This window comes from Leisingera sp. F5 (assembly GCF_001593695.1).
Genome location: NZ_LUKH01000015.1, coordinates 1 through 12,594, shown reverse-complemented (window position 1 = coordinate 12,594; position 12,594 = coordinate 1). Strand labels below are relative to the sequence as shown.

Genomic DNA, 12,594 nt, shown 5'->3' with positions numbered 1-12,594 from the left:
ATCCGGCCGGCCGATCCCGCCGCTGCTGCGGGGCTTGCAAGCCTGCGGCGATGCGGTCTTGATGGGGCAAACAGACAGGAAGGTTTGCCCCATGACCGACATACCCGCAGCCCCCGCCGATGCGGAGGCCCGCCGCGCCGTCAAGCCAGTGGTCTGCTATCCCAACGAGACCCTGCCTGCACCCGATCTGCTGCTGTATCAGCAAACCCGGTTGGGCGCAGTGAAAACCGGCGAGGTGCTGGCGCAGCCCCGCGAAGCCGCCTGTTTTGAGGTGCCGGCCGGGCATTTCTTCCGGATAAGCTCAGTGGAGGGGCCGCAGGTCGGCGACCTCAACCTGTGGAACAAGAACGATCTCAGCGAGCGGTTCTATTCCGGCAAGACCCGCGCCTTGCATGGCACCCATATCACCACGGGCGAACGGATGTGGACCAGTTTCCCGCATCTGCGCCCCATGGCCACGATTACCTCGGATACCCTGGGCTGGTACGGGATCGACGACTTCGGCGGCTCGGTGCATGATGTGATCGGCACCCGCTGCGACCCTTATACCGGCAACCTTCTGGCAGGCAGCCAGTATCACCACTGCTGCCATTCGAACCTGACGCGCGCACTGGCGGAACACCTCGGCCTTTCCCTGGCGGAGGCGGAACCGCATGTGCATGACGTGCTCAACGTCTTCATGTGCACCGGCTTTACCCGTGATACTGGCCAGTATTTCATGAAGGCCAGCCCGGTGCGGCCCGGAGATTATTTGGAGTTCTTCGCCGAGATTGATCTTTTGGGGGCCCTCAGTGCCTGTCCCGGCGGCGATTGCTCGGCTGAGCATTCCAGTGATACCGCCGCCTGCCATCCGCTGCTGATCGAGATCTTTGCACCCGCCGCAGGCGTGCTGAAGGGCTGGCAAAGCCCGCCCCGCAATGGCTATGACCGCAGCCATGGCCAGTAGCGGTTGGAAAAGGAAAGCATCGATTTCGCCGGAGGTGCCAATATTGGCGCGACATCTGGAAAAACAGGGGCCGGCAGGAATGCAGTGGCGTCAAATGCGCTCAGCCTTAAGGACGCCTTGAGGCAATGCGGGCAGAGAGTGCATTCAAAGTGCCTCTTGGCCGTATTGAAAAATCCAGGCTGATAAAAAAGGGCAGTGGAAAACCGCTGCCCTTACTTTTTAAAGAATTAACGCGACGTCAGGAAAATGCGGCTTCCAACGCAATTTCCACCATGTCGCCAAAGCTGCGCTCCCGCTGATCGGACGGCAAGGCTTCGCCGGTGCCCAGATGGTCAGACACTGTCAGCACTGCCAGAGCCCGGCAGCCATGCCGGGCTGCAAGCGTGTAAAGCTCAGCGGCTTCCATCTCCACGCCGAGAATGCCATGGCGCACCATCTGTTCGTTCAGATCGGGGCGCTCGTCATAGAACACGTCCGAAGAGTAAATGCCGCCGATATGTATGGCGGCATCGCGTTTCGCCGCGGCTTGCGCTGCCGCCTGCAGCAGGCCCCAATCGGCGCAGGGGGCAAAGTTAAGCTCCCGGAAAATGCCGCTGGAAGGGCTGTTCACAGTGCTGGCAGTCATCGCCAGGATCACGTCGCGGACCTTGACCCTGTCCTGCATGCCGCCGCAGGATCCGATGCGGATCAGCGTCTTGGCGCCAAAATCGCGGATCAGTTCATTGGTGTAGATCGACAGCGAGGGCATGCCCATGCCACTGCCTTGAATGGTCACCGGATGCCCGTTCCAGCTGCCGGTGAACCCCAGCATCCCGCGCACTTCGTTAACCAGTTTGGCGTCTTTCAAAAATGTCTCTGCGGCCCACTTCGCCCGGTAGGGGTCGCCAGGCATCAAAACAGTTTCCGCAATGTCGCCTTTTGCGGCACCAATATGAATGGTCATGGTATTGCTCCGCCGCCAGGATCAGATTTCCAGGTCGGAAATATCCATACCTGCGGTCAACGCAGCATGCACCCAATGCGGCTTGCGGCCGCGGCCGGTCCAAGTTTCGTCATGGTTGCTGGGGTTGCGGTATTTCGGGGCCGCTTTGTTTTTCTTTACGCCTTGGCGCGAAGCACTGGCGATTTCTTCCAGGGAGAAGCCGTATTTTGCAGCCGCTTCTTCAGCCGCTTTCAACGCTTCCTGGCGTTCGCGCAGTTCTGCTGCGCGCAGCGCTTCTTCCACATCGCTTTGCAGCTGAAGAAGTTCTTTTCTGGTCATTGCCGAAAGATCGAGGGTCATTCTGCACTCCACATTAAATGACATACCGGAAGCCCCGGTATGTCACTCTTTATGACGCACATGCCAGACGCGTTTCAGCATCTTTTTGGTAATTCGCGGAAAATTGCCCAAGAAAGATCAATTCACTGCAATTTCCGGTGGCTTTGCCAAGTTCACAATGTCGCTCATAATTGAATTGAGCTCAAAGTCTTTGGGGGTGTAAACGCGCGCCACGCCCATGGACTTCAGCCGTTCCGCGTCGTCATCGGGGATGATCCCGCCGACAATCACCGGGATATGGCCAAGGCCGGCCTCTTGCATGCGGCCCATCATTTCCTCGACCAGCGGCAGGTGGCTGCCGGACAGGATCGACAGGCCGACCACATGGGCGTCGTCCTTTTGCGCGGCTTCGACCAGTTCTGCCGGGGTCATGCGGATGCCGTCATAGGTGATGTCCATGCCGCAATCGCGGGCGCGGAAGGCGATCTGCTCAGCGCCGTTGGAATGGCCGTCCAGCCCCGGCTTGCCGACCACGAATTTGATCCGGCGTCCCAGCACGTCGCTGACTGCATTCACCGCATCGCGCAGGTCGTCCAGCCCTTCGGTCTTGTTCGAGACTGAGGCCGACACCCCGGTCGGGCCGCGGTAGGTGCCGTAGACCTTGCGCATCTCCTCGGCCCATTCGCCGGTGGTGACGCCCGCCTTGGCGGCAGCAATCGAGGGTTCCATGATATTGGCGCCGCTTTGCGCTGCAGCCCGCAGGGCGGCTAGTGCGGTCTCAACAGCCGCATTGTCCCGCTCTCCGCGCCAGGCGTTCAGGCGGTTGATCTGCTCCTGCTCGACCGCAGGATCGACAACCATGATGCCGCCATCCTCGGTCTGCAGGGGGGAAGGCTCACCCTCGGTCCATTTGTTGACGCCGACCACCACGGTCTCGTTCTTCTCAATCCGGTTCAGGCGCTCGGCGTTGGAATCAACCAGGCGCCCCTTCATGTATTCGATCGAGGCCACGGCGCCGCCCATCGATTCGAGGTTCGCAAGCTCGGCGCGCGCACCGTCCTTCAGTTCTTCAACCTTGGCGTCCACCGCCGGGTTGCCGTCAAACAGATCGCCGTATTCCAGCAGGTCGGTCTCATAGGCCAGGATCTGCTGCATCCGCATCGACCACTGCTGATCCCAGGGGCGGGGCAGGCCAAGCGCTTCGTTCCAGGCGGGCAGCTGCACCGCGCGGGCGCGGGCCTTTTTCGACAGCGTCACCGCCAGCATCTCGATCAGGATACGATAGACGTTGTTTTCCGGCTGCTGCTCGGTCAGCCCCAGCGAGTTCACCTGAACGCCGTAGCGGAAGCGGCGGAACTTGGGGTCGGCAACGCCGTAGCGTTTCTCACAGATTTCATCCCACAGATCGACAAAGGCGCGCATCTTGCACATCTCAGTGACAAAGCGGATGCCCGCATTCACAAAGAAGGAAATCCGCCCGACCATCGCCGGGAAGTCCTCCGGCGCGATGCGCGGCTTCAGCTCATCCAGCACCGCCTGGGCGGTCGCCAGGGCAAAGGCCAGCTCCTGCTCTGGCGTCGCCCCGGCCTCCTGCAGGTGGTAGGAGCAGACGTTCATCGGGTTCCACTTGGGCACGTTGGTGTAGCAGTACTCAGCCACATCCGCGATCATCTTCAGGCTGGGCTTTGGCGGGCAGACATAGGTGCCGCGGCTCAGATACTCTTTGATCAGGTCGTTTTGCACCGTGCCCTGCAGTTTCGAGACATCCGCGCCCTGTTCCTCGGCCACCGCAATATAGAGCGACAGCAGCCAGGGCGCCGTCGCATTGATGGTCATCGACGTGTTCATCTGTTCCAGCGGGATCTCGTCGAACAAGGTCCGCATGTCACCCAGATGGCCGACCGGCACCCCGACCTTGCCCACTTCGCCGCGCGCCAGCACGTGGTCGCTGTCATACCCAGTTTGTGTCGGCAGGTCGAAGGCCACTGACAGACCGGTCTGCCCCTTGGCCAGGTTGGCGCGGTACAGCGCGTTGGACGCCGATGCCGTGGAGTGGCCGGCATAGGTGCGGATCAGCCAGGGGCGGTCTTTTTGCATCTGCGGCATGTCGGGCCTCGCGAGTCAGTGTGTTGGTAATTTTATTTCGTCAGGCAGATGTAAACTGCAATTTTCAACCCGTGTCAATTCGCTGCGTCGCGGCATAGCCCTCAACAGTAAAAATTTCTCCAAAAGGTAGATTGCGTCAGCGTCGCCTCCCGCATAGGGTGTGCGGTATTTTAGTACAATTTTCATTGGGGGCATTATGGCTGAAACCAGAAGGCTGGCGGAATTTGACGGGTTGCGCGCCATTGCTGTGCTGTCTGTCGTTCTGTTCCACTACTTTCAGCGTTCTCCTGAATTCTACCCCTACGGAGACAGTCTTCTGCCCGTGGCGGGTTACGGCTACCTTGGTGTTCACCTGTTCTTTGTCATTTCCGGTTTTGTCATTTCGATCTCGCTCAGGTCCGGAACCGGCTTACAGGCGTTTCTGTTGAAACGCCTGTTGCGGCTGTGGCCGCCTCTGGCAGTGTGCGCGGTCCTCACTTTTGCGGCCATGCATCTGATAGACAGCGCATACAGCGGGTCTGTACGCACCGGCTTCAGCGGCTTTGCAGCATCGCTCAGTTTTGTTCCTCCGTCCGTCTGGCGAACCGGGTTTGGTTTCGACGGGCACATCGACGGCGTTTACTGGACTTTGACTTGCGAGGTTCTGTTTTACCTCTGGGCAGCAATTCTCTTTGCAGCCTGCGGGAGGCAAAAGTTCGCGGAACGTGCAGCTTTGGTTCTATTGGCGGGGCAGTCTTTGCTGATGGCGGTGGAAGTCTTCCTGCCCGGCCTTCTGCCTTCGCAGTTGAATGTGCTGTTTCTCTTTGGCTACGCGCATTTGTTTGCGGCCGGCATTCTCTTTGCCCGGGTTTACAGCCATGGTGCCTGCACCCGCACGCTTGCGCTGTTGGGGGCAAGTTTTGCGATGGCGCTGGGCATGGCTCAGAACGCAGGAGAGGCCGCAATTCTGACGCTTATCTACCTGATGGTTGCGGCCTGCGCCTGGCGGCTGCCTGCGGCGCGCCTGCTGGGATGGCGGCCTTTGTCCTGGATCGGGCTGGTTAGCTATTCGGTTTATCTGCTGCACAACAATATCGGCATCACGCTGTTGTCCCTGTTGCCGCCGGGGCTGCCGGATGCGGCATATTATGCCGGCGCTGCCGGGGTGCTGGGCGGAGTGCTGCTGCTGGCTTGGGGTATTTTCACCTGGGTCGAGACGCCGTCCCAGACCCTTGCCAGGCGATTGAGTGTGCGGCTCAGCCATCCACGGCTGCCGGAAAAATTGCAGCACGGGTAAGTGGCGGCAAGCCCCGCGCGCGTTTTGCAAATCTCTTGTAAAGCCTTGCGGCCTGCGCAACTGTCCTTTTATGACGCAAACCGTGGAACTTCCGCTGTGGTTATTCATGCTGATCGTGGGTTTTGCCGCGGTGACCTTTGCCTCGCATTTCCTGTTTCCCTCGGTGCGCTGGTTTTTCCGGCGGCGTCTGGAGCGCGCGGTGGCGCGGCTGAACCGGCGGCTTGAACGCCCGATTGAGCCGTTCAAGCTGGCCCGCCGCCATGACATGATCCAGCGGCTGATCCATGATCCGCAGCTGGCCCAGGCGGCAGCGGATCACGCGGCGGCGGAAGGCATTCCTGAAAACGTGGCCTACGAGCAGGTGCGCCGTTATGCCCGCGAGATCGTGCCCGGATTTTCCGCTTTTGCCTATTTCGGCCTCGCCATCCGCGCGGCGCGGCTGTTGTCCAATGCGGTTTACAGGGTGCGGCTGGGCCATCAGGACGAGGCAGCGTTGCGCGCCATCGACCCCAATGCCACGGTGGTCTTTGTGATGAACCACCGCTCGAATATGGACTATGTCCTGGTCACTTATCTGGCGGCGGAACGCACGGCGCTGTCTTATGCGGTGGGGGAGTGGGCGCGGGTCTGGCCGCTGTCACGTCTGATCCGGGCGATGGGCGCCTATTTCATCCGCCGCCGTTCGCGCAATGACCTCTACCGTAAGGTGCTGGCGGCCTATGTGCGGCTGGCAACCCGCGGCGGATCCACCCAGGCGATGTTCCCAGAAGGGGGGCTCAGCTTGGACGGTGCCATTGCTGCGCCCAAGCTGGGCCTGCTGAAGTACATCGTCGAAGGCTATGACCCGGAGGGGCGCGATGTGGTCTTTGTGCCGGTGGCGTTGAATTACGACCGGGTGCTGGAAGACAAAATCCTGACATCTGCTGCCAAGAATGGCGACCGCAGGTTCCGGGCCCGCATCGGCCTGGTGGCGCTGCGGCTGCTGCGGTTGTTGTGGCTGTGGATGACCGGGCGTTACCACCGTTCGGGCTATGCCGGAGTGAACTTTGGCCGGCCCCTCAGCCTGGCCGCGTTTGGTGCCGGGCTGGAAGGGGACATGACCAAGCCGCTGGGGCGGGAATTGATGGCACGGATCAGCGCCATTGTCCCGGTTCTGCCGGTGCCGCTGATTGCCGCCATCCTGCAGCAGTACGGCCCCCTCAGCCGCGCCGCCGTTGAGCATCGGATGGCGGAACTGATTGCGGCGATGCCGCTGGCCCATGTCCACATGCCGCGGGAAAACCTGGGCTATGCCGTGGACGCAGGGCTGAGGCAACTGCTGCGGCGCGGTCTTATCTGCGGCGACAACGGTCGGTTCAAGCCGGTTGCGGAGCGCCGCGATCTGCTGGCCTTCTATGCCAATTCGATCCGCCACCTGTTGCCCAAAAACGGTGTGCACCCGGAGGAAGGGGATGGTTTTTCTGCACCCGCTAAGGGCGATGCTGCATCTGCAGGGTCATAAAATTACCCAATCTTGCCAAAAGAGGTTGCAATATTACCTTCTGAATCCTATCCCTCAGGTAACCGCTGCGATTCTGCACCGCGGCAATTGATAGGATGCAAAGGAGGCCATCATGGCATTGGATACCCAGACTGACGTCATGTCGTACGAGGCGCCCGAGAAAGATCTCTATGAGATGGGCGAAATGCCCCCGATGGGATATGTGCCCAAAAAGATGTACGCATGGGCGATCCGCAAGGAGCGCCACGGCGAGCCGAACACTGCGATGGAGCAGGAAGTTGTCGATGTGCCCGAACTGGACAGCAACGAAGTGCTGGTTCTGGTGATGGCGGCGGGTGTCAACTACAACGGCGTCTGGGCCTCGCTTGGCACGCCGATCTCTCCCTTTGACGGCCACAAGGCGCCGTATCACATTGCCGGTTCCGATGCTGCAGGCATTGTCTGGGCCGTTGGCTCCAAAGTCACCCGCTGGAAAGTCGGCGATGAGGTGGTCATCCACTGCAATCAGGATGATGGCGACGACGAGGAATGCAACGGCGGCGATCCGATGTTCTCGACCAGCCAGCGGATCTGGGGCTACGAGACTCCGGACGGATCGTTTGCCCAGTTCACCAATGTGCAGGCCCAGCAGCTGATGCCGCGCCCCAAGCACCTGACCTGGGAAGAAAGCGCCTGCTACACGCTGACACTGGCCACCGCTTACCGGATGCTGTTCGGCCATGAGCCGCATGACCTGAAGCCGGGTCAGAACGTGCTGGTCTGGGGCGCGTCGGGCGGCCTGGGGTCCTATGCAATCCAGCTGATCAACACGGCCGGCGCCAACGCCATCGGCGTGATCTCGGATGAAAGCAAACGCGACTTTGTCATGGGACTGGGCGCCAAGGGCGTTCTGAACCGCAAGGACTTCAACTGCTGGGGGCAGATGCCTACAGTGAACACCCCCGAATACGCTGCCTGGTTCAAGGAAGCGCGCAAATTCGGTGCCGCGATCTGGGAGATCACCGGCAAGGGCAACAACGTCGATATGGTGTTCGAACATCCCGGCGAGAGCACTTTTCCGGTTTCGACGTTTGTCTGCAAAAAGGGCGGCATGGTCGTGATCTGCGCCGGCACCACCGGTTATAATCTGACCTTTGACGTGCGTTACATGTGGATGCATCAGAAACGTCTGCAGGGCTCGCATTTTGCCCATCTCAAGCAGGCTGCCTCTGCAAACAAACTGATGGTCGAGCGCCGCCTGGATCCCTGCATGTCCGAAGTCTTTACCTGGAACGATCTGCCGGAGGCGCATATGAAGATGCGGCGCAACGAGCATCTGCCCGGCAATATGTCGGTGCTGGTTCAGGCGCCGAAGACCGGCCTGCGCACCCTCCAGGATGTGCTCGACGCCAAAGGCTGAATTGCCGCCGTGTCCAAGTTGGACTGAAATATTCCCGCGAATCACACCTGTGCTTCGCGGGTTTTTTGTAGTTTTATCTTTTTCAGGAAGTTAACGGCTGCTCTCTCACTATTTCTGGGGAGGCGCGGCTTGGAGGTCGCGCAATTAAGTTGTTGGTGTTGCGCTCCCGGCGCAATACCCGCGCAATCAGCTGCCTGGCAGCAGTAAACTGCCCAAACCCCTGAGGTTGTCATTGACCGCACAGAGTCCCGCACTGCAAAAGAACAGAAGTTGTTTGCAACGAAGCCTGAGACAGCCTTGCTGGCTGTGAAAAGCCGAATTGGGCAGGCTCTGGACTAAACTGGTATACGGCAATGGCACATAAGGCAGAACTGGATCGCATTTTGGAGGCGCTTGACGCCACCAAAACCATTGATGGGCTGCAATCGATAGTTGACCAGGTGTGCGGTGTGTTCGGGGTCGATCATGCCATGTATCACTGGGTCGACAGTTCCGGCGATCATTACCATTTCGGCACTTATCCGCAGACCTGGGTCGAACGCTACCAGGAAATGGCCTATGTGCGGGTCGATCCGGTGGTGGCCGGCTGCTACCAGCGGTTCCACCCGGTTGACTGGAAGCGGCTGGACTGGTCGCCGAAACCGGCCCGCGAATTTCTGAAAGACGCATTGGAGCATGGAGTCGGCAATCAAGGCTACTCAATTCCGATCCGCGGGCCGAACGGGCAATTTGCGGTGTTTACCGTCAGCCACAATTGCGACGATGAAGCTTGGGAGAAACTCACCGAGCGCTGCAGCCGGGACATGATCCTGATGGCGCATTACTTTAATCGCAAAGCGCTGGAGTTTGAGCCCAACCGCAGTCCGGAGCAGGCTCAGCCGCTGTCGCCGCGTGAAGTGGACGCGCTGACATTGCTGGCGATCGGTTACAGCCGTGCACAAGTGGCAAAGACCCTGTCAATCTCGGAACACACGCTGCGTGTCTATATTGAAAGCGCCCGGTTCAAGCTTGGTGCGATCAATACGACGCATGCCATAGCCCGGGCCATGACACTCGGATTTATTGTAGTTTAACGTCAGAGTGTGAAGGCTTCGGCAAATACACTCTGAAATTGTAATTCGCAGGCGTAATCTGTCCCCACTGTTCTACCAGAAGGGGACTATTCAATGCTTCGTTATATCTACGGTCATGATCTTCACATCCACGCAGATCTTGCGCGCTCGATGTTCCGCGACCGGGCGGATCAATTCCAGGCCCGGCTGGGCTGGGAGGTGCAAGTGGACTGCAACGGTGAGGAGCGCGATCAGTATGACCAGCTGGATCCGCTCTATGTGATCTGGGAAATGCCGGATGGCAGCCATGGCGGCTCGATGCGGTTTCTTCCGACCACTGGCCCGGTGATGGTCAATGACGTCTTTCTTGACCTGGCCGGTGGGGTGCCGATCTGCAGCCCGCTGATCTGGGAATGCACCCGCTTTTGCCTGTCACCCGACGCGGGCGCCAATGCGGCGGGCGCACTGACTCTGGGCGGGGTCGAGATCATGCGCAATTTTTCCGTGCAGCATTTCGCCGGGGTCTTTGACCGGCGCATGGTGCGGATCTACCGCAGCCTCGGCTTCAGCCCGGATATCATCGGGACCCAAGGCGAAGGCCGTGAACGGATCTGCCTCGGCCTGTGGGAATACACACCAGAGGTCTATCCGAACGTCGCCTCCAAGGCCGGAATTGCCCCCGAATTGTCGCAGCTCTGGTTCGATCGTTCCTTTGGCAGTGCCAGTGCGGCAGCGCCCATGGCTCTCACCGGTTGATTGAGGCGGAATCCGGGGCCGGATCCTCTGGCGGACCCGGTCCCGCGGCTGTAGGGTCGCGCAATGACAGCTCTGCCCGTACAGTTTTCCGACGACCAGGCCACCGCTTTTGACAGCGTGACCGAACTCCTGCGAAAGGCAGGGGTGGATCTTGATGACGGGTTGCTGCACCCGCCCCGCGGCGACGCCGGGGTGATGGCGGTGATCGGCAAGGCGGGATCGGGCAAGACGCTGTTGCTGGCCGAGCTGTACAAGGCGCTGGAGCAGGCAGGGGTCGAAGTCGTCTCCGGCGATTATGAAAGCCGCAAGAAGAGCGACGACCGCCGCACCCTGGCGATCCTGGCGCCAACCAACAAGGCCGCCAGCGTGCTGCGCCTGCGCGGAGTACCGGCCACCACCATTCATCGTATCCTTTACACACCGGTCTATGACCCGGAGTACGAACGCATCGCCGAGTGGCTGGCGGGGCAGGGGGACAAGCCCGAAATTGAAGGGCTGACCGAGGAAGCCCTGGCCCGCGCTGCTGCGTTCTACGAGAAAAACAAATCAATCCCCGGCGCTCTTGCTGCCGCGGGCCTGCGCGGCTCGGACTTCATCACCGGCTGGAAACGGCGTGAGGAGCCGCTGGACATCGGCTTTGTCGACGAAGCCTCGATGCTGGACGACCGCCAGTTCGAGGACCTGAAGGAGATCTTCCCCAATCTGGTGCTCTTTGGCGACCCGGCGCAGCTGGCCCCGGTCAATCAGTCGGGCTCAATGGTATTTGATACACTGCCGGAGCCGCAGCGCCTGGTTCTGAACCGCATCCACCGGCAGGAAGCCGGTAATCCGATCCTGGATCTCGCCCACGCGCTGGCCGACCCGCAGCTGGGGTTCGAGGATTTCGAACGCATGGTCGAAGACACCGCCCGGCGGGACAACCGTGTTGTCTGGGGCCAGCGGGTCGAGGTGGACCTGATGGCGCGCTCACCCGTGCTGGTCTGGCGCAACAACACCCGTATCCGGCTGATCAACGCCTTCCGCGCCGTTCACGGCGCGCCGGAGGATGAGCTGATCGCCGGAGAGCCATTGATCTGCGACGGTATCGAACTGCCGATGAAACACCGCAAGAAACGCTTGGACCTGGAGGCACGCGGGCTGATCAAGGGCGCTCAGGTGATCTTTCTCGGCGCCGGCCGCAAACCCGGGTTTTCCCGCCTGCATGTGATGGGGGCGGAAGACCCGCAAGTGTCTGCGGCCTCTATCGTGAAAATCGAAAAACCGGATGAGGAAGAACCGTTCATCCCCTACGCCGCGCGCATGGGCGCCACCTTCCTGCATGGCGCGGCGGTGACCATCCACAAGGCGCAAGGCTCGCAATGGGACACCACTCAGGTGTTTGCCCCCGACATCTATGCCGCCGCCCGCATGGGCCGGGTCGAAGCAGGCCAGCCGTTGTGGAAGCGCCTGGCCTATGTGGCAATCACCCGGGCGCAGGAGCGGCTGATCTGGGTGGTGCGCAACCGTTTGGCCAAACCCTCCAGCCCCTTGCAGGTGGATGATCTGAAGGCTGTGCCGGCCGCGGCACTGACACTGGAAACGCAGGAGGAGACCCCGGCATGAGCAAATCCATCCTGATCACGGGCGCAAGCTCCGGCGTTGGCCGGGCCGTGGCAGAACTGCTCCTGGCTGAAGGCTGGCAGGTTGGTCTGGTTGCGCGGCGGGCGGACAAGCTCGAGGAGGCCGCGCAGGGCCGCACTGCCGCCCATGTGCTGCCCGCCGATGTGACCGATCCGGCAGCAGTGGATCATGCGGTGAACAGTTTTGCCATGGCGGCGGGGCGGCTGGATGTTCTGTTCAACAACGCAGGCATCTTCACCCCGCCCGGCACCATCGATGAAATCCCGTTGGAAGACTGGTTTGCCTCTGTCGATGTGAACCTCACAGGCATGTACCTGACCGCCCGGGCGGCCTTCCGCCAGATGCGGCAGCAATCACCGCAGGGCGGCCGGATCATCAACAACGGCTCCATTGCTGCCCATGTGCCGCGGCCCCATTCGGCGCCCTATGCGGCAACCAAGGCGGCCATCACCGGTCTCACTAAAAGCCTGTCGCTGGACGGCCGCCCCTTTGATATCGCCTGCGGCCAGATCGACATCGGCAACACCCGCACCCCGATGGTGGAGGACCTGAGCCAGCGTCACGCCGACGCCAACCCCGGCGCCGAGCCGATGCACACTTTTTCGGTGGAGGATGCAGCGAAATCAGTGCTGCATATGGCAAACTTGCCGCTGGAGGCAAATGTTCAGTTCATGACG

The 12,594-nt window shown here is 60.7% G+C and carries 11 protein-coding genes; 8 read left to right on the top strand and 3 right to left on the bottom strand.

The window, feature by feature from the left end; translation table 11 throughout:
• The first annotated feature begins 91 nt into the window (after positions 1-91).
• Positions 92-946 carry a DUF1989 domain-containing protein gene (locus tag A2I95_RS12220; RefSeq protein WP_291730030.1) on the top strand — a complete coding sequence of 285 codons (855 nt, stop codon included), beginning with the start codon at positions 92-94 and terminating at the stop codon, positions 944-946.
• 238 nt (positions 947-1,184) lie between these two features.
• On the opposite strand, the gene deoD is transcribed toward A2I95_RS12220, so the two are convergent.
• The 3 genes from deoD to A2I95_RS12205 all read right to left on the bottom strand — a co-directional run bounded on the left by deoD (position 1,185) and on the right by A2I95_RS12205 (position 4,313).
• Entirely contained in the window at positions 1,185-1,889 is a 705-nt protein-coding gene (deoD, locus tag A2I95_RS12215) for a purine-nucleoside phosphorylase (protein WP_291730029.1), read from the bottom strand.
• Positions 1,890-1,910: 21 nt separating this feature from the next.
• Positions 1,911-2,228: an H-NS histone family protein gene (locus tag A2I95_RS12210; RefSeq protein WP_027256387.1), complete on the bottom strand. Its 318-nt coding sequence runs from the start codon at positions 2,226-2,228 to the stop codon at positions 1,911-1,913.
• Between the two features lie 117 nt (positions 2,229-2,345).
• Positions 2,346-4,313: a protein meaA gene (locus A2I95_RS12205; protein WP_291730028.1), complete on the bottom strand. Its 1,968-nt coding sequence runs from the start codon at positions 4,311-4,313 to the stop codon at positions 2,346-2,348.
• Between the two features lie 196 nt (positions 4,314-4,509).
• Here A2I95_RS12205 and A2I95_RS12200 point away from each other — a divergent pair, with 196 nt between their 5' ends.
• The 7 genes from A2I95_RS12200 to A2I95_RS12170 form a co-directional block, all read left to right on the top strand.
• Entirely contained in the window at positions 4,510-5,589 is a 1,080-nt protein-coding gene (locus A2I95_RS12200; RefSeq protein ID WP_291730027.1) for an acyltransferase, read from the top strand.
• 70 nt (positions 5,590-5,659) lie between these two features.
• Positions 5,660-7,090 carry a 1-acyl-sn-glycerol-3-phosphate acyltransferase gene (locus tag A2I95_RS12195; protein WP_291730026.1) on the top strand — a complete coding sequence of 477 codons (1,431 nt, stop codon included), beginning with the start codon at positions 5,660-5,662 and terminating at the stop codon, positions 7,088-7,090.
• A 112-nt stretch (positions 7,091-7,202) separates the two neighbouring features.
• Positions 7,203-8,489 carry a crotonyl-CoA carboxylase/reductase gene (gene ccrA / locus A2I95_RS12190; RefSeq protein WP_291730025.1) on the top strand — a complete coding sequence of 429 codons (1,287 nt, stop codon included), beginning with the start codon at positions 7,203-7,205 and terminating at the stop codon, positions 8,487-8,489.
• Positions 8,490-8,842: 353 nt separating this feature from the next.
• Positions 8,843-9,562 (top strand): LuxR family transcriptional regulator, encoded by a 720-nt coding sequence (locus tag A2I95_RS12185; RefSeq protein ID WP_291730024.1) that lies wholly within the window; start codon positions 8,843-8,845, stop codon positions 9,560-9,562.
• A 93-nt stretch (positions 9,563-9,655) separates the two neighbouring features.
• Positions 9,656-10,297: an acyl-homoserine-lactone synthase gene (locus tag A2I95_RS12180; RefSeq protein ID WP_291730023.1), complete on the top strand. Its 642-nt coding sequence runs from the start codon at positions 9,656-9,658 to the stop codon at positions 10,295-10,297.
• A 63-nt stretch (positions 10,298-10,360) separates the two neighbouring features.
• Entirely contained in the window at positions 10,361-11,899 is a 1,539-nt protein-coding gene (locus A2I95_RS12175; protein ID WP_291730022.1) for an AAA family ATPase, read from the top strand.
• Positions 11,896-12,594 (top strand): SDR family oxidoreductase (locus tag A2I95_RS12170; protein ID WP_291730021.1); only part of this gene is annotated, 699 nt, incomplete at its 3' end. The genes A2I95_RS12175 and A2I95_RS12170, both read left to right, overlap by 4 nt.